20 protein-coding genes are annotated in these 15501 nt (G+C 63.0%); 3 read left to right on the top strand and 17 right to left on the bottom strand.

The window, feature by feature from the left end:
* Nucleotide 1: 1 nt before the first annotated feature.
* The 6 genes from BLT96_RS10525 to BLT96_RS00980 form a co-directional block, all read right to left on the bottom strand.
* Nucleotides 2–169 (bottom strand): hypothetical protein, encoded by a 168-nt coding sequence (locus BLT96_RS10525; protein WP_157692087.1) that lies wholly within the window; start codon nt 167–169, stop codon nt 2–4.
* A gap of 552 nt (nt 170–721) precedes the next feature.
* Nucleotides 722–1666 carry a patatin-like phospholipase family protein gene (locus BLT96_RS01000; protein ID WP_245719353.1) on the bottom strand — a complete coding sequence of 315 codons (945 nt, stop codon included), beginning with the start codon at nt 1664–1666 and terminating at the stop codon, nt 722–724.
* Between the two features lie 213 nt (nt 1667–1879).
* On the bottom strand, nt 1880–2089 hold the full coding sequence (locus tag BLT96_RS00995; protein ID WP_090861228.1) for a hypothetical protein: 210 nt from the start codon (nt 2087–2089) through the stop codon (nt 1880–1882).
* 350 nt (nt 2090–2439) lie between these two features.
* A complete protein-coding gene (locus BLT96_RS00990; RefSeq protein WP_090861227.1) occupies nt 2440–2766 on the bottom strand; it encodes an HIRAN domain-containing protein in 327 nt (108 codons plus the stop codon).
* Between the two features lie 153 nt (nt 2767–2919).
* The gene (locus BLT96_RS00985; RefSeq protein ID WP_090861226.1) at nt 2920–3456 is read right to left on the bottom strand and encodes a hypothetical protein; all 537 of its coding nucleotides are present in this window, start codon (nt 3454–3456) and stop codon (nt 2920–2922) included.
* 170 nt (nt 3457–3626) lie between these two features.
* Nucleotides 3627–3962: a nucleotide pyrophosphohydrolase gene (locus tag BLT96_RS00980; protein ID WP_090861225.1), complete on the bottom strand. Its 336-nt coding sequence runs from the start codon at nt 3960–3962 to the stop codon at nt 3627–3629.
* A gap of 149 nt (nt 3963–4111) precedes the next feature.
* On the opposite strand from BLT96_RS00980, the gene BLT96_RS00975 reads away from it, so the two are divergent.
* On the top strand, nt 4112–4627 hold the full coding sequence (locus tag BLT96_RS00975; RefSeq protein WP_090861224.1) for a flavin reductase: 516 nt from the start codon (nt 4112–4114) through the stop codon (nt 4625–4627).
* Between the two features lie 304 nt (nt 4628–4931).
* Here the strand turns inward: BLT96_RS00975 and BLT96_RS00970 are convergent, their stop codons facing one another.
* The 5 genes from BLT96_RS00970 to BLT96_RS00955 form a co-directional block, all read right to left on the bottom strand.
* The gene (locus BLT96_RS00970) at nt 4932–6017 is read right to left on the bottom strand and encodes an IS110 family RNA-guided transposase (protein ID WP_090861223.1); all 1086 of its coding nucleotides are present in this window, start codon (nt 6015–6017) and stop codon (nt 4932–4934) included.
* Nucleotides 6018–6432: 415 nt separating this feature from the next.
* Nucleotides 6433–6657: a GNAT family N-acetyltransferase gene (locus BLT96_RS10935; protein ID WP_336433190.1), complete on the bottom strand. Its 225-nt coding sequence runs from the start codon at nt 6655–6657 to the stop codon at nt 6433–6435.
* Nucleotides 6654–8312, bottom strand: coding sequence for an elongator complex protein 3 (locus tag BLT96_RS00965; protein WP_336433189.1), 1659 nt, complete (start codon nt 8310–8312; stop codon nt 6654–6656). Before BLT96_RS00965 ends, BLT96_RS10935 begins: the two co-directional genes overlap by 4 nt.
* Nucleotides 8313–8393: 81 nt before the next feature.
* Nucleotides 8394–8765, bottom strand: a complete 372-nt coding sequence (locus BLT96_RS00960) for a VOC family protein (protein WP_090844710.1) — start codon at nt 8763–8765, stop codon at nt 8394–8396.
* 69 nt (nt 8766–8834) lie between these two features.
* Complete coding sequence (locus BLT96_RS00955; RefSeq protein ID WP_090861222.1) at nt 8835–9257, bottom strand: Fur family transcriptional regulator; 423 nt, start codon at nt 9255–9257, stop codon at nt 8835–8837.
* Nucleotides 9258–9392: 135 nt separating this feature from the next.
* Here BLT96_RS00955 and BLT96_RS00950 point away from each other — a divergent pair, with 135 nt between their 5' ends.
* Nucleotides 9393–9950: a ferritin family protein gene (locus BLT96_RS00950; protein WP_090861221.1), complete on the top strand. Its 558-nt coding sequence runs from the start codon at nt 9393–9395 to the stop codon at nt 9948–9950.
* A gap of 135 nt (nt 9951–10085) precedes the next feature.
* Here the strand turns inward: BLT96_RS00950 and BLT96_RS00945 are convergent, their stop codons facing one another.
* Nucleotides 10086–10460 (bottom strand): P-II family nitrogen regulator, encoded by a 375-nt coding sequence (locus BLT96_RS00945; protein ID WP_090844700.1) that lies wholly within the window; start codon nt 10458–10460, stop codon nt 10086–10088.
* A gap of 44 nt (nt 10461–10504) precedes the next feature.
* Nucleotides 10505–11755 (bottom strand): ammonium transporter, encoded by a 1251-nt coding sequence (locus BLT96_RS00940; RefSeq protein WP_090861220.1) that lies wholly within the window; start codon nt 11753–11755, stop codon nt 10505–10507.
* Between the two features lie 233 nt (nt 11756–11988).
* On the opposite strand from BLT96_RS00940, the gene BLT96_RS00935 reads away from it, so the two are divergent.
* Entirely contained in the window at nt 11989–12858 is an 870-nt protein-coding gene (locus tag BLT96_RS00935) for a class I SAM-dependent methyltransferase (protein WP_090861219.1), read from the top strand.
* On the opposite strand, the gene BLT96_RS00930 is transcribed toward BLT96_RS00935, so the two are convergent.
* From BLT96_RS00930 to BLT96_RS00915, 4 genes are all read right to left on the bottom strand, one after another.
* Entirely contained in the window at nt 12845–13369 is a 525-nt protein-coding gene (locus BLT96_RS00930; RefSeq protein ID WP_090861218.1) for a EutP/PduV family microcompartment system protein, read from the bottom strand. The genes BLT96_RS00935 and BLT96_RS00930 overlap by 14 nt on opposite strands.
* A 6-nt stretch (nt 13370–13375) precedes the next feature.
* Nucleotides 13376–13810 carry a BMC domain-containing protein gene (locus BLT96_RS00925; RefSeq protein ID WP_090861217.1) on the bottom strand — a complete coding sequence of 145 codons (435 nt, stop codon included), beginning with the start codon at nt 13808–13810 and terminating at the stop codon, nt 13376–13378.
* 7 nt (nt 13811–13817) lie between these two features.
* On the bottom strand, nt 13818–14174 hold the full coding sequence (locus BLT96_RS00920; protein WP_090845039.1) for a BMC domain-containing protein: 357 nt from the start codon (nt 14172–14174) through the stop codon (nt 13818–13820).
* Nucleotides 14175–14408: 234 nt separating this feature from the next.
* Complete coding sequence (locus BLT96_RS00915) at nt 14409–15500, bottom strand: 1-propanol dehydrogenase PduQ (RefSeq protein WP_090861216.1); 1092 nt, start codon at nt 15498–15500, stop codon at nt 14409–14411.
* Between the last annotated feature and the right edge of the window lies 1 nt (nt 15501).

Below are 15501 nucleotides of genomic sequence, written 5' to 3'. Positions count from 1 at the left end.
GCTACTCAGCGTCCATGCAGAACAGGAGCGTCTCGAGCATCTCCTCGTTCGTCGGCCACATGTCGGGATCGACACCGTCAAGCATCTGTCCCAGCGTCATCTCGCGGTCCGGGTTCGTGCAGTGATACTTCGTGTCCAACGGGGGAAGTACAAACTTGTCTTCTGCCATCGCGTCTCTCCGTCCTTATTTGGGTCGCGCTCGTCAGGCTGCTTCGCGCGCAGGGCGTTTCCCAGCGTCGCATACGGACAATTATGACCGCCGGAGATGCAAAGTCTAGCCGATTAATAGGTTTGAAATTTTATTATTGTCACTCGCGTATCACAACTCGATTGCCCCTCTGGAAGCAGGCACATCAAAATAACTACCTTGTGTTTCCTTCCCGTATTTCGGTTAAAAATCGAATGTTACGATGTTCTCGCCTATCTTGCACTTGTCTTGATTTCTCTTCCCAAGTCATGTTGTTTCATCCAAGTGCGTGCATATACATCCCTGTTTCCATCCCATATCTGAGTGTATTTCAGCTACCTGTATATTCTTTCAGAAATAGGGCGCGCATTTCTTCCTCTGCCGCAGCTCCTAAAGAAGTTCCGCACGCTTAACGTGCGACAGCTCTCTTCCATTTGCCTTCGCAGCGCGCGCACCGCCCGCTTCCTCCGGACACTATTCTGTCAGTCATCTTCATACGACCCACACATGTTATGGGCGCTCGCCACACGTGGCTCAGGACATCTTCACGCTCTTCGGCACCGTCTTGACCATGTTGTAGAACGCGTCCACCGCACGTTTGCGGATGGATTCCAGCATGCTCGGGCGCACGGCATTCCAGTCGGGAGGATTGTCGCGCAGCATCTGGCGAGCCTCGTCTATCACCTGGGCGCCCGTGCCCGCCTGGAATGCGTCGTCGCCGCTCACGGGCAGGTTAATGTAAAGGTCCGCCGCGTTCGCATGAATGCGGTCCAGCTGGTTCGCCCCGCAGCCCATCGTTCGCATGGCAATGTTCAGCGGAGTGATGTCCTCCACCAGTCGCGGCTTCCTGATAAGGCCCACGCCTACCACGGCGTCCACCATGCTCCTGTCGAACAGGGGCGTTGGCAGGTTCATGCGGCAACCACCGTCCATGAACGTCCGGCCAAGGTACTTAGTCGGCGTGATCACTAGCGGATACGAGCCCGAGCACGCGCAGCACTTCGCAACGTCCAGCGACAGGTCGCACACCGTGTTCCAGTTACCACCATCCGCCGCAAAGAGCTCCTCGTCGTTCGTAAACACAAAGAGCTCACCACTCACAATGTCGACGGCCGTAATGGCAACGGGCATCACGAAGTCGGCAAACGTCCTGATCCCCGCACCCTCCAGAACCTCCCGCGCATAGTCCTCAAGGATGGCGCTGTCCACCATGCCCTTGTTCGATATCACGTTCAGCACCTTCAGGGGCATGTTCCTGAGCACGCCCTCCTCAACGGTGCGCTTGTCCATCGCAACAAGCAGCTCCGCCATGCGGTCGGTGCTCACGCCCGATGCTGCAAGCGCCGCCACCAATGATCCCATCGACGTTCCCGCCACGGCACCGTATCTCACGTCGCTTCTCTGCATGTCCTCAATCGCCGCAACCTCGGCAAAGGACCTGAAACCGCCACCGCAGAACGCGATGCCAACCCCATCCACCTTGGACAAGACGACCCCCTTCGTCGTAAGCAAACCGGTCCGGGCAGTCGTGCCCTTCCTGTTCTGGTACCCATTTCGCGCGACATAAGAACGACCGCCCCGCAGGACGGCCGATCTTGGTTGTCAGAATTTCTATTTCAAAGTTTTGCAGGCGAGAAGATCACGCCTTCCGCCTCGTGGCCACGCCAGAACGCAGCGGAGTACCCGCAGGTACTAGAGCGCCTTGACGCACTTCACCAACAGGTGAGAGTCGCCGTGGTCGGCAGCATGCTCGCCAAACCAGTTCTCGACGCCACCATAGAGCATTCCCAGGCTGTCTACGGCGAAGTCACGCTTGTGGTCGTCGAACATGGCGGTGTAAACGCCGCTGACGAACCAACCGTTGCTGCAGGCGTCAAACACGCGCCTCTGCTGCTTGCTCATATCCTTGATCCTCAACACACTTACACCTTCCTTCCAAACTCGTCGTAAGGGACAACTACACCTTACCCAGAAGAGTCCGGAGGAACGCGCCAGAATCCCCCTCCTAACTCCGCATTTATCTGCGGAAACAACATCCTTACCTTCAAAATCCGCTCAGAAATGTGTTCGTGGCAAGAAATCAGCACCTCAGCAGGGGCGCCATTTGTCAAGTAAACTCGGTATGACGGGAAGCATTTCGGCGCCCTGGCGAAGGCCACGCACACAATCTGCACCCCCACGACAACGCTCCACCACGCACCCTGCACCCCACCTACATGTCTCACGTGCGGTTTTGTGAGAAGAACTGCTTCCTAGCGTGCGTCCCTCACGTTGATACGCATGGTAACGCGGTGCTCAAGGTCCCTCGACGGGTCGACAGCAAGCACGTACGCCTTGAAAACATCCTTGTGCCCATAGGCCAGAAGCAGGCTGATCGTTTCGTTCTGCGCCCTGGGCACAAAGCCGATCTTCACGCCCTTGTAGTACACGGCGACCGCGTTGGGGTCATAGGGGTTGTCCGACTCCGCCTTCAACTTCAGCTTGCTGCCCGGCTTCAACTCGCCAAAGACTTCCGCAATGTCCCAGTGCGACTGGCCGGCGATGTTGCAGCTTATGTATTCCCTGCTCCGCTTGTACATGGCATCCCCTTTCCAACGTGGTGACGACGTTCACGTCCGTCCTTCTGCCATGCACTCTATCGGCTTCAGTGGACATTAATCCCCACATCGTCGCCACTTGCCGTCCAAAACATGCCGCTCGCCCACCATGGCCTCATCGGGCCGAAGCATCACCTATCGATCAGGCCCCTCGTTCTTCTCGGCCGCATCCGCGCCGTCTCCTGCATCGCCGCCACCTGCACCCTCGGGCCCAAAGCCCTCTAAGTCCTCGAGCTCCTGCGAAAACTTCCGGAGTTCCTTGCCGGTCTCGTACATGCGACGGTTCGCCTCCGCCATGCGCCGCGCAAGCTCGGGCGGAACTTTGCCCTGGTAAAGGCCGTCATACGCCTTGCACGAGGCAGCAAAGACCGCCAGCATGACCATCTCTAGAAACGAGACCTCTTCGTCGGCCGCGGTCTTCATCACGCTCGTTACGATGCTCACCGTAAGGTCGAGCAGGGCGCGCCAGTCCTCCTCGCTGCGCACCACCCCGCGCGCGTACGGCTCCTTCGTCATGCAGAGCGCCACCACTTGTCCCAGGTCGTCAAACCACTCCCAGCTCCCGCGCTTGAGGTAGCTCGTATCCAGCGGAACGTCCACCGCCCGCAGAAACGCCAGCATCTCCTGCTTGCGGCGCGCGCAGGCCTCTTCGGAGTCACCAGTGGTAAACATCTACCGCCCCCTATGCCGTTGTCATCGCACGCCGCGCCGCCAAATGCAGCGTGCGCCACGGGAACATGGTATTAAGGCCAGTGGACATTAATTCCGGCACCAACCGCTCACAGGCCATATCCAACCGTTCGCGGCTCCTGCTCGAAGTCTCGCTCGCGGCGCCGACAGGCCTACAGCTCCGTGTACTTGCTCGACCTGCCGCGAGCCTTCTCAACGGGATACTTCCGTGCGTTCTGATCCAGCTTGCGCCGCATGGCCTCCACGGGGTCCACGCCCAGGCGGTCGGCCAGCATCACGCAATAGATCAGCACGTCGGCAAGCTCCTCCTCCATGCGCGGCGCGCGCTCGGCGCACTCAAGGTCCGCCCCAGACCACTGGAAGCACTCCAGAAGCTCTGCCGCCTCGAGCGAGACGGATATCGCCAGGTCCTTGGGATTGTGGAACTGCGCCCAGTCGCGCTCGTCGCGAAACCTTAGGATGTCGCGCCTTACCTCGTCAAACGTCATGTCGGCCTCCCCCGCTTTGCCACGGCGGCCCCGCGGCACCTGCCCATTGTATGCCGCACGTCGCAACCCCGCCGCGCCAGCCAAAAAGCGGGTACAGTAATGCCAGATGAAACCGCCCCCCGCACGGGCCCAGGCACAAGGAGGAGAACATGGCATTTCACGAGGTAGACGCGCATGAGCTCACGCTCAGGCCCTTTGACGCGTTCGACCGGGGCTGGGCGCTTCTGGCGGCCGGCGACGATGCGGCGTCCAACTGCATGACCATCAGCTGGGGCGGCCTCGGCACCCTGTGGAACAAGCCCGTCGCGACCGCGTACGTGCGCCAGAGCCGCTACACCAAGCAGTTCCTGGATGGCAGCGACACGTTCTCCGTCAACCTGTTCGACGGAACGGAGCGTCCCGCGCTGGGCGTCCTGGGCAAGGTGTCTGGACGCGACGGCGACAAGCTCGCGAAGACGGACCTCACGCAGTCGCTGGTAGATGGCACGCCGGTGATCGACCAGGCGCGCGTGATCCTGGTGTGCCGCAAGGCGTACGTCGGCCCGCTCGCGCCGGAGGGCATCTGCGACCCCGAGGTCGAGCCCCGCAACTACTCCGGCGCGGACGCCGGCAACTACCACACCATGTACGTGGGTTACGTCGAGCACGTCCTCGTGGCAGACTGATATGTAGATAGACTTGTCAAGTGGCAAAGGTGGGCCAGCCTCCGACTTCTCGGGGACCGGCCCACCTTTTTCTATGGCCACCTCCCGCGCGACGGCGCCCAGGGCGTGTCTGGTTCGACGCACGACTGCAAGTCTGATATCCGCGTGTTGGCTAACGCATTCCGACGCTTCGGCTGGGGAGCTCCGCTGGTCTAGGGTCGCGCGTGGCGAGGCCCGGCCTCGCTGCGCATAGTCGAATCGCGGGGTGCCCCACGCGCCTCGGCCGCGCCGCGCGTGCGGGAGGGTGGTTTCGCGGCTCGGCGGCTCACCCGCAGAGGGCGAGCGCCCAGCAGAACCCGACGAGCTCGCGGGCGACGGCGACGTTGGTGACGTTGGCGCCCTTCCCCTTCGCCCTTAGGTCGAGGTACCTGCGGTGCAGCCTGCGGTTGGCCCGCGCCGCAATCCCCGCCGCCTCCGCCGGGAGCCCCGCCGACGAGGCCACGTCGGTCTCGGAGGCCGGCGACAGGGGCCTGGCGTGGTGCCAGGCGGCCTCGACGAGGAGCCGCCTGACGTGCGAGTTGCCGGTCTTGGTGATCCCGCCCCTCGAGGTCGTCTCGCCCGACGACGACTCCGACGGCACGAGGCCGACGTAGGACATGAGCGCCCTGGGGCTGGCGAAGCGGGAGAAGTCGCCGATCTCGACGGCGATCCCGAAGGCGGTGACGGTCGAGACGCCGCGCAGGGCGCGGAGCCTGGAGGTGACGCCGGCGAGGTCGTCGGCGCCGGACCTCTCGGCGATGGCCGAGTCGAGGCGGTCGCGGCGCTCCTCGCACTCCCTGACCTGCGCGACGTACTCCTCGAGCACGAGCCGCTCGCACGGGTCGTCGAGCTCGATGGAGCGCAGCCACTCGCGGTGCGCCCTGGTCCACGTGGACCTGCCCTTCGGCCACACGTGGCCCTTCCTGAGCAGGAACTTCGACAGCTGGTGGCGCGCCCTCATCAGCGCCTCGCGCGCGTCCTCGCGGGCGCGGGACAGGTCGCGCGCCGCCTCCATGGCCGGCGTGGGAGGGGCGCACTCGACGAACTCTCCCACGGCCAGCAGCCTCGAGAGGAAAAGGGCGTCCCTCCTGTCGGTCTTGACGCGGTCGCCCGAGGGCCGCACCATCTTCGAGACGGCGCCCACGTGGCAGGGCAGCCCGAGGGCGACGAGCCTCCTCTGCAGGTCGAAGCCCGTGGGGCCGCTCTCGTAGAGGCAGCCCGCGGGCTGCGGCAGCGAGGCCGCCCAGGCGGCGACCGCGTCGGGGTCGTAGCCGAACGTGCGCTGCACGACCTCGCCCGTCTCGAAGACGAACGCCGCGGCGCTGATGGAACGGGCGTGCACGTCAAGGCCGATGCTGGTAGAGTACAACATGGTCGGGACCTCCTGTGAATGTGGTAAGCCGGACTCCTTCAAGACCGAGCCTAACCCACGCTGCCACTCGATGGCCACTGCTTTACAGAGTGAGGTCCCGATCACTCTACATATCGTCTAGCCGCCGCATCGGCATCACGCCAGTGCCACGCGCAGCGCAGCGATGCCGCGCACGCAACCCAGAGATTTGCGTCGCACGACAATCGTGCTACCAGAAACACGCCGCGGGCGAGAAGGACGCGTCCTTCTCGCCCGCAGGCCTTAGCTTGGCTTTATTCTTACTTATTACGAACACCTGTTCTGCTATTTGTGCTAGAGTGTCCACACTTGCCAGACCATCCGCAATTCGGCGCACCCGCCTATGTAGCACCTCACGGCATGGCGGGCAGAAGGGGTGATCGTAGTGCTCTGCCTGCTAAAGCTTCATGCTCTGGTACAGTCCTGCATCCACGAAACCCAGCTTGCGATAATACTCGCGAGTTCCCACGGAGCTGATCACGTGTATGCGCGTGTAGCCCTCCTCGCGAGCGATATCGCACGCACGACGCACGAGTCCGCGACCAAGCCCCTGGTGCTGGGAGGAGGAGTCCGCCTTCCCCAGGTGGGCAGCCTGTCCGTACACATGCACCTCACGGATCATGGCATCCCCGGGTGCGTGGGGAGCTCGCTTGCGCGCACGTCCGTCACACCACTCTGCAGAGCATCCCACTTCGGAAGCGACAGCCTGAGGAATCCCGCTATGCGGCCGTCCGGCGTTACCCATTGGAGGAAGTGCTCGCACGTGACGGTTGTCTGGTAGCAAACGTCGTCAATAGAAAGCGTCCCCAGGTCCACCTCGGAACGCGCTATCTCCCTGAAGCGGATGTCGCGTACTCGTCCCGCAGCGCCGAGCTCACGTATGCGTCCCTCCACCATCTGGCGAAGGTTCGTCTTCTTGTTGCCCACAAGAATGTCATCCGCGCCGATGTCGCGAATCATCCTGCTAATGCGCATGTAAGGAGGCGTCGCAAGCGTGTCGGCAACGAGGACGTCCAAGAGCTCCTCCTCCGTGTAGGGACGCCACTCCCCCGAATGGTAACGCGGAACCAACCGCGTGCCCGCCACGAGGGCGCATGGATAGAGCTTGACCTCATCCGGCAGGAAGCCCGGGTCGCACACGAACGTCTTGAAGTCGGCCTTGTCCTCCCGCGGCGTAGAGCCCAGAAGGTTGACCATGAGGTGCGCATGAATCTTGAACCCAAAGAGCCTTATGAGAGAGAAGGCCCTCTTCACCTGGGCGATCGTCGTTGCGCGATGGTTTGCGTCCAGGATCTCCTGACGCGTGGACTGGATTCCAATCTGTATCTTGGTGCAGCCAAGGCGCCTGAAAAGCGTGAGGCTCTCTGGCGTGATGGTATCGGGACGCGTCTCGATGACCAGTCCAACGACGCGATGCGCGGCCGTCTCGTTTCTCGCCTGCTCTGCCGCGAGCTCCTCTTCGGTCGCTTGCATAATGCTCTGTGCCTGCCGGAAGCGCTCGCTCTTCTCGCCCCAAGGGTCTTCGTCCGTAGGAACCTCACCATACAGCCTCGCAAACCCCTGGTTGTAGGACTCGAGCCCCGCGTTGACAAGACGCTGCTCTGGCGCCACGAATCGCGCGATCTCTTGCGGGTCGTTGCTGATGCCGAGGTTGCGGTAATGGGACTGCCGCAGGGCAAGAACATCCTCGGGGACGGGCCAGTCGTTGAGGGCACGAAAGAGCTCGCGAATGAACCAGAGCTGGTAGCTGCGCGGATAGTCGCTCCACGTGCCCCCAAGCACGATGAGCTCGACCTTGTCCACGGAGTGTCCCATCTGGTACAGGGCCGTAAGGCGAGTCATAACCTGCAGGTATGGATCAAAGAAGTTTTGCTCGGCACGCTGGCAGGCGGGTTCGTTGGAGAGGTAGCTCTTCGGCATGCGCAGGTCGTTGGGACAATACACGCAGTTGCTGGAGCACGGCTGCGGACGAGTGAGCACCGTAATCGTAGCCACGCCAGATGCCGTGCGACGCGGCTTCATGCGAAGCGTGCGCAGTAGGCGCCGCTCCAACCCAGGGTCCACGGCCCACCCCTTCCAGCGGGCGGGGTCCTCCTGCTTCACGCGTAGGTAGAAAGGCAGAATGTAGCGCTTCGATAGATGCTTCGAGTTGTTGCTGATGCCGCGGTTGTGCCTACGGACTATCCGGTCAAGCTCAAGCGGTCCGAGCGCGCCCTCGCCTGGTTTGTCAGGCAGGCGTCGAAGCTCGTCCAGTATGTCGGTCAGCAGTTCTTCCATAGGTCGCAATTATATGCCCACAGCACCATGTCACCACGCACGTCCACAACGCGGTGGCGACATGGCGGCGGGCTGGCGATGCTAGCGCTTCTCCGGCAGAATCTCGATGCGCTGGCCCTCCGGGTCGCAGATGAAGTAGAGTCCCATCGCCACGTTCTCGTAGTCGATGCACCCCATCTGCCTGTGCAGCTCGTGATAGGCATCGAAATCATCCACGACGAACGCGATGTGCTGGTCCCGGCCGCCGTTGTCATACGGCTCGGTTCGTCCTCGGTTCCACGTGAGCTCAAGCTGGAACGGGCACGCGTCGCTTTCCATGAACGTGTTCGTCCACGAGCCATCCGCCGGACCGCTCTCCCTTACCACGTGAAAGCCGAGCGCCTTCTCGTAGAACTCGATGGTCCTCTGCTTGTCGATTACGTGGGTGCAGCGATGCACGAACCTGGCTTGCATGGCGGTTTCCTTCCGTCGAGGTTTACCGTCACATGATACCCATGGCAGCGCGAACGCATGCGGGCGCGCTCACGAGGCCATTTTGTTGTCACGTTCTCGCTTCAGGCACGCGGGGCAGATACCGCGGAATAATACCGCATGGTCTAGGACCTTCCAGCCGGTCGCATCTGCCGCTCGCCCATCGAGGCCTGTGTCACCCAACGGAAGCGGCACGTCCACCACCGAGCCGCACCGGGTGCAAACCATATGGGGATGAACGTCCCTTCGCAGGTCGAAGTGCTCGACGCCCGGGGCCTTGATGGAGAGAATCTCCCCCTCCTCTGCAAGCAGATGAAGATTGCGGTAGACAGTCGCCTGGCTTACGCGTGGGTCACGTTCGTGGACGCTTTGGTATATCTGCTCTGCGGTGGGATGGTCGCAACGAGAGCGAACCTCCTCCAGAACCATCTGGCGCTGCCTCGTGTTGCGCCGCACGGGGGCGCTCAATCGCATTCTTCTCTCTTCCATCACCGACTCCCAAAAAACTTTCGATTTGCCGTTGACACGACCCCTCGTCTGTCCATAATGATAATCGTTGTTGTTAAGAACGCAACAGACAAAACGTCAGACCTAGGGAGAGGAACCAACATGAAGTTTGTTTGCCCCGTTTGCGGTTACGTTGAGGAGTTCGACGGCGACGAGCTGCCCGCCGACTACAAGTGCCCCCAGTGCGGTTGCCCCGGTGACCGCTTCACCAAGCAGGAGGGAGAGCTGACCTGGGCCGCCGAGCACGTCGTGGGCGTCGGCAAGGCCGAGGGCGTCTCTGAGGACATCATCGAGGACCTGCGCGCCAACTTCAACGGCGAGTGCTCCGAGGTCGGCATGTACCTCGCAATGAGCCGCGTCGCCATGCGCGAGGGTTATCCCGAGGTCGGCATGTACTACCGTCAGGCAGCCTTCGAGGAGGCCGACCACGCCTCTCGCTTCGCCGAACTGCTCGGCGAGGTCGTGACCGACTCCACCAAGAAGAACCTCGAGATGCGCGTCGAGGCCGAGAACGGCGCCACCGCCGGCAAGTTCGACCTTGCCAAGCGCGCCAAGGCCGCAAACCTCGATGCCATCCACGACACCGTCCATGAGATGGCACGTGACGAGGCTCGCCACGGCAAGGCCTTCGCCGGTCTGCTGAAGCGCTACTTCGGCTAGGATCGCCCGAGAGGCAAAGCACGCCTGATGTTCGAAGGGGGCCGCGGCACATGTGCCGCGGCCCCCTTCCCTTTTGCGCCACGCCTATCGAGTGAAATTCGCTGCAAAAGCCGGCGGCTTTTCTGATGTCTCTGGTTACAGCTCCCCCTCCGCCTGCGAAGGTGCGGGGGTGATGGCCTCCATGTCCCTCTCGCCCGTGCGTATCCTGACGGCACGGGCCACGGGGTACCAGAACACCTTGCCGTCTCCGGGCTCGCCCGTCCGCGCCGCCTTCACGATGGCGTTCGTCGCTCGCTGTGCCCAGTCCTCGTTGGAGACCACTATCTCGAACTTCACCTTGGGCAACATGTTCATCGAGACCTTGCTGCCACGGACAACATGCGTGTAGCCGAGCTGCGTACCACAGCCCATGACCTGGCTGACAGTGATTCCGCGCACGTCGATCTCTCGCAGGGCCTCTTTCACGTCCTCGAGTCGCTCTTCCCTTACTATCGCCTCAACCTTGATCATGTTGTGTCCTCCCTTGGGTTACGCCCAATCTGCACCTGGTCGCACTAGTCGTCAAGACCCGCGAACGAGGGGTAGGCGCGCTCGCCGTGCTCCGACACGTCGAGGCCGACGCGCTCCTCGTGCTCGCTCACGCGCAGGCGTCCGCCGCAGCATGCGCGCACGATGGCGACGCAGACGAACGTACCGGCGATGGCCCAGGCAATGGTGACGACGATGGAGAGCAGCTGCGCGCCGAAGAGGCTTGCGCTTCCGTACAGCAAGCCGTCCCAGCGCAGCGCCGGATTGACCGCCTTGCTCGCGAAGAGGCCGGTCGCGACGCCTCCCCAGATGCCGCCGATGCCGTGACAGCCAAACGCGTCGAGCGCATCGTCGTAGCCGAAGCGCAGCTTCATGCGCGAGCATGTGAGATAGCAGATGACGCTGCCCACGAACCCGATGGGAATCGCCGCCCACAGCGCGACGAAGCCGCAGCCGGGCGTGATGGCAACGAGCCCGATTACGAGCCCTGTGCAGGCCCCCACGAGGGTGGGCTTCTTGGAGAGAATGACATCCATCATCATCCACGAGAGCTCCGCGGCGGCGCACGAGAGGGCCGTCGTGGCGAATGCGTGCACCGCGAGCCCGTTTGCCGCGAGCGCGCTGCCGGCATTGAAGCCGAACCAACCAAGCAGGAGCATGGTCGCTCCGATTGCCACCAGCGGCACGTTATGGACTCTGTAGTTCACATTCTTATACCCGATGCGCCTACCCAGGACAATGCAGAGCACCAGGCCGGATACGCCGGAGCTAATGTGGACCACGTTGCCTCCCGCAAAGTCGACAGAGCCGATCGCCGCGAGCGCACCGCCCTGACCCCATACCATGTGGGCGACGGGATAGTACACCACGAACGTCCAGAACAGCACGAACAGTACGAGCGACTTGAAGCGCATGCGCCCGGCGACGGCACCCGTGACGAGCGCCGGGGTGATGATGGCGAACATCATCTGGAACAGGGCATATGCAAGAAACGGGATGCTGGGTGCATACGGTCCCGCTTTCGCGGCACCGACGCCGTTCATCATCACGTACTCGAGACCGCCGATGATGCCTCCATGGTCCTGCCCGAACGCGAGCGAGAAGCCCACGACGACCCACAGCACGGTCTCAAGCCCAATGGTGCACACGGACGCGAGGATGTTGTTGACCACGTTCTTGCGCCTGCCAAGGCCCCCATAGAAGAACGCGAGCCCAGGTGTCATAAACAGCACCAGAGCAGCGCAAATGAGCATGAACCCAGTGTCTGCGGCACTCATGTATCCCCCTAACGCCGATGGTGTAAGGCACACAGATGATGGCCTGCGCACATTGCGAGGACGTGACGCGTCCGTTGCGACGAGACGCCCATGCTGTGACCATCGCGCGGCGACGCAGGCACAAGCCTTGCGGTAACCTTTAGCGTGCATACCCGCGACACGTGTCCGTGCGGGGGGGCAAAGGAAAACGCCGCTATGGGCGAGAAGGACGGCGGCACGACTGGAGAGGCTCCATGCAGCTGCAAGAGGACGGCGCGCACCGCGACATGGGAATCGACGTGGCACGACGCATGAACGCGCTGAACGCGCGGTTCTATCGCGAGAACGCCACATCGTTCTCGCAGACAAGGCGGTCGGGTTGGCCTGGCTGGCAGCGCTGCCTGGAAGAGTTCGGGCGTAGGGAGGGCGCCGCCACGGACTTGCATTCGGCCCCGTGCGAAACGACGTGTCACGTGCTTGACCTTGCGTGCGGAAACCTGCGCTTCGCGCGGTTCCTTGCGGATGCCGGCCTCGAGGGCGTCTCCTACCTGGGAACGGACGACTGCCCAGAGCTCGCCGCGGGTGCATCGCTTCCGAGTACGTGGGACGTGAGCCTACGGCGCCTGGACATCGTGGACGCCCTTCTGGCAGGAGACTTGCAAGACGAGCTGGGCACTGCCATTGCGCGGGCGTGGGGCGGCGCGGCGACGGGGCACGCGAAGGCGGACCTGTCGGTTGCCTTTGGGTTTCTCCACCACGTCCCGACGCACGCGGCGCGTCTCGCCCTGCTTCGCGCGATGCTTGCGGCGACGCGTCCGGGCGGTATGTGCTGCGTATCGTTCTGGAGGTTCATGTCGGACGAGCGGTTTGCCACGAAGGCGAATGCGACGACCCACGAGGCCCTGGCGGCGCTGGGCATGTCCAAAGGGGACCTAGGCACGAGCGACTACCTGCTTGGATGGCAGGGCGCGCCCGGAGCGTGGCGCTACTGCCACAGCTTCGACGATGCAGAGGTGGACGAGCTGCTTTCCGACCTGGGCGGAGTCGCTCGTCCCGTGGCGAGGTTCGCCTCGGACGGGCGCTCCGGAGACCTCAACGCATACGTGGTCCTCAGGCGCCCGTAGCGAAGGTCGGGCGCGAGGCGCTCTCCCAGTCCGTAAGGCCACGGCGCTGGCGGGCCTTCGCCTCCTCGAGCGAGATGGAGGGGATGTCCTCTTCGAGGTAGGCCCGCAGCTCCGGGATGCCCTCCCCCGTCGCGTTGTCCACCAGGAAGATGCGCTCGCAGCGGCACTCCTCCAACCACTGGCGCACCATGGGAACGTTCGCGTTCGGCTCGTTGATCTTGGTGATGATGCCGATGAGCGGTCGGTTAAGAAACGCGTTGCAGTTGGGCGCGAACACCGTGAACGGCTCATTCGCCGCGATGAGAATCGCCACGACGTCCGACTCGAACGAGAAGCACGCGAGCCCGACGCCCACCTGCTTCGACTCGGAGTACTCGCCCGGCGTGTCGATGGTGTCACCGTCGGCGTAGGTGTACTGCGTCTTGTGATAGTGCAGCTTCTCGCCGCGCAGGGCCTGTGTGAGCGAGGTCTTGCCCGCCTCGCTCCTGCCCATCAGAAACAGTCGCTTCATACCCACCTACCTGCGAGTCATCTTGCACACATGAAAGTCGAGCTCGTGGTCGAAGTAATCCAGAATCTCTTGCTCCGCGCTCTCTATCTCGGCTATCTGCCCGCACAGTATGAGCGATCCGTTGAACCGGTCCATGAATCCCAGCTCGACCGACCCGTGCTTCACGGCGATGTCCGCCGCCACCACGACGGCCTCCCACGGCGTGAAGCGCATGAAGCCCAATGCCTCGCCAGTGTGGTCTTCGCCCTCATGCGTGCCGATGTCCAAACCAAGCGTCTCGCACGTGCGGCGCGCGGACGTCCCCATCACGTGCGCGAGGTCCACCTCGCGTCCGGGAACGCGCACGCGCGTGATGCGGATTTCGCCGTTCTCGTCTCGCGGCACACTGCCGTGGAACACCTCGTCGAAGAACTGCTGCCTCGTGACCCTCTGCCTTGCCATGGCGTGCCTAGCGCTTCGTAACCTTGCAGGTAACGTATCCCAGCGTGTCGTGGAAGAACTCGACGACCTCCTTGATGGCCGTCGTGACATCCGCGATTTCCCCGCTGATGATCATGGTGCCGGTGAAGCGGTCCGCGAACCCCAGGTAGACATCCGCGCTCTTGATGGCGATGTCCGACGCGATGACCGCGGACTCCGGCGGCGTGATGTTCATGATGCCAAGTGCGCTGGAACCGTAGTCCACGGACGGGTTCAGACCAAGCTTCGTATAGATGATGGGCTCGGGTCCGCCTATGACGTGGGCGAGGGTGATCTCCTTGCCCGAGACGGTCTCCTGAACGACGCGAATCTGGTCCTGTTCCATGTCCACTCCCACAGCCTTCGTACGGCGGCGGCTCTTCTCCCCCGCCCCCGGCGCACATCATGCAAATGTCTTTCGTACTCCTTTGTAGGTGCTCACGCACCGTGAGTGTCAAGCAGCGAATCGGTGGGCGGCCGCCCTCTCGCATCGGGCCAAGCCCGCAGGCGAGAAGGACAGCCGCCCTCGCCGCCGCCCCATGCGAGCCCAGGGAAGAGAGGCTAGGGGCGGTATCTCTAGCTAGCCGTTGTAGGCATCGCGATAGAGGTTGACGAGGTCCTGCCGCGAGACGGGACGGGGATTCGTCGGGGTGCAGCGGTCGCCAAGCGCGGCCTCGGCCATGTCGCCCACGTGCTCCTCGAACGCGCTGGCGTCGATGCTGCCAAGGTCTGCCAGACGATCCTCGACCCCCAGCTCGGCTCGCAGGTCAATCACGTGGCGCAGCAGGTCCTCCGCGTCCGCCATGCCAAGCTCGCGGGCGCAGCGCTCGTACGGCTCGCGATACTTTGAGTCAGCCATGTGGAAGCGCATCACGTACGGCAGCAGAATGGCGTTCAGCCTGCCATGGGCAACGTGGAAGCGACCACCAAGGGCGTGCGCCAGGCTGTGGTTGATGCCGAGCCCGGCGTTGGTGAACGCGATACCCGCCACGCATGAGGCCTCGGCCATGCGGCCGCGTGCGCGCATGGCGTCGCCATCGTGGAAGACGACGGGAAGGTCCTCGAACACGACGCGCAGCGCCTTGACGGCAAGCGCGTCCGTGAAGGTGGTCGCCTGGTTGCTCACGTAGGCCTCGAGGGCGTGCGTCAGGACGTCCATGCCGGTGTCGGCCGTGATCTTGGGTGGGACGGAGCGCGTGAAGCTGGCATCCAGGAGCGCCCCGTCCGGCGCGAGCGCGTCGTCGATGAGGGCGACCTTCGTGTCGCCGCGCGTAATGACCGCGAAGTTCGTGACCTCGGAGCCGGTGCCGGCCGTCGTCGGAATGGCCAGGAAGTACGGGTGGGCGAGGCCCTTCTGTCCCGCAAAGTACAGGATGGCCTTCGTCGCGTCGATGCAGGAGCCGCCTCCGAACGCGATGACCACGTCGGGCTTGACACCGAAGATCATCTCGACGCCGGCGTCCACCAGCTCCTGGCTGGGATCGGGACGCACGTTGGAATACACGCTCACGTGCGCACCGGACGGCAGATACTGTGTCATCTTGCTGACCATGCCGGACTCCTGCAGAAAGCCGTCCGTCACAACGAGAACGTTAGTACACGCAAGGGAAGAAAGGTGCTCCACCGCCTGCGGGCCGAAGAACAGCTTTGCCTTGAGAGAGAACTGGTTCATC

It is taken from the genome of Parafannyhessea umbonata (assembly GCF_900105025.1).
Classification (GTDB): Bacteria; Actinomycetota; Coriobacteriia; order Coriobacteriales; family Atopobiaceae; genus Parafannyhessea; species Parafannyhessea umbonata.
This window is presented reverse-complemented; position numbering and strand designations above follow the sequence as displayed.

What these genes read in the sequence shown, in the direction of transcription:
- BLT96_RS10525 (WP_157692087.1), bottom strand. Translation starts at nt 169, where the DNA reads ATGGCAGAAGACAAGTTTGTACTTCCCCCGTTGGACACGAAGTATCAC.
- BLT96_RS00995 (WP_090861228.1), bottom strand. Translation starts at nt 2,089, where the DNA reads ATGAGCAAGCAGCAGAGGCGCGTGTTTGACGCCTGCAGCAACGGTTGG.
- BLT96_RS00990 (WP_090861227.1), bottom strand. Translation starts at nt 2,766, where the DNA reads ATGTACAAGCGGAGCAGGGAATACATAAGCTGCAACATCGCCGGCCAG.
- BLT96_RS00985 (WP_090861226.1), bottom strand. Translation starts at nt 3,456, where the DNA reads ATGTTTACCACTGGTGACTCCGAAGAGGCCTGCGCGCGCCGCAAGCAG.
- BLT96_RS00980 (WP_090861225.1), bottom strand. Translation starts at nt 3,962, where the DNA reads ATGACGTTTGACGAGGTAAGGCGCGACATCCTAAGGTTTCGCGACGAG.
- BLT96_RS00975 (WP_090861224.1), top strand. Translation starts at nt 4,112, where the DNA reads ATGGCATTTCACGAGGTAGACGCGCATGAGCTCACGCTCAGGCCCTTT.
- BLT96_RS00970 (WP_090861223.1), bottom strand. Translation starts at nt 6,017, where the DNA reads ATGTTGTACTCTACCAGCATCGGCCTTGACGTGCACGCCCGTTCCATC.
- BLT96_RS10935 (WP_336433190.1), bottom strand. Translation starts at nt 6,657, where the DNA reads ATGATCCGTGAGGTGCATGTGTACGGACAGGCTGCCCACCTGGGGAAG.
- BLT96_RS00965 (WP_336433189.1), bottom strand. Translation starts at nt 8,312, where the DNA reads ATGGAAGAACTGCTGACCGACATACTGGACGAGCTTCGACGCCTGCCT.
- BLT96_RS00960 (WP_090844710.1), bottom strand. Translation starts at nt 8,765, where the DNA reads ATGCAAGCCAGGTTCGTGCATCGCTGCACCCACGTAATCGACAAGCAG.
- BLT96_RS00955 (WP_090861222.1), bottom strand. Translation starts at nt 9,257, where the DNA reads ATGCGATTGAGCGCCCCCGTGCGGCGCAACACGAGGCAGCGCCAGATG.
- BLT96_RS00950 (WP_090861221.1), top strand. Translation starts at nt 9,393, where the DNA reads ATGAAGTTTGTTTGCCCCGTTTGCGGTTACGTTGAGGAGTTCGACGGC.
- BLT96_RS00945 (WP_090844700.1), bottom strand. Translation starts at nt 10,460, where the DNA reads ATGATCAAGGTTGAGGCGATAGTAAGGGAAGAGCGACTCGAGGACGTG.
- BLT96_RS00940 (WP_090861220.1), bottom strand. Translation starts at nt 11,755, where the DNA reads ATGAGTGCCGCAGACACTGGGTTCATGCTCATTTGCGCTGCTCTGGTG.
- BLT96_RS00935 (WP_090861219.1), top strand. Translation starts at nt 11,989, where the DNA reads ATGCAGCTGCAAGAGGACGGCGCGCACCGCGACATGGGAATCGACGTG.
- BLT96_RS00930 (WP_090861218.1), bottom strand. Translation starts at nt 13,369, where the DNA reads ATGAAGCGACTGTTTCTGATGGGCAGGAGCGAGGCGGGCAAGACCTCG.
- BLT96_RS00925 (WP_090861217.1), bottom strand. Translation starts at nt 13,810, where the DNA reads ATGGCAAGGCAGAGGGTCACGAGGCAGCAGTTCTTCGACGAGGTGTTC.
- BLT96_RS00920 (WP_090845039.1), bottom strand. Translation starts at nt 14,174, where the DNA reads ATGGAACAGGACCAGATTCGCGTCGTTCAGGAGACCGTCTCGGGCAAG.
- BLT96_RS00915 (WP_090861216.1), bottom strand. Translation starts at nt 15,500, where the DNA reads ATGAACCAGTTCTCTCTCAAGGCAAAGCTGTTCTTCGGCCCGCAGGCG.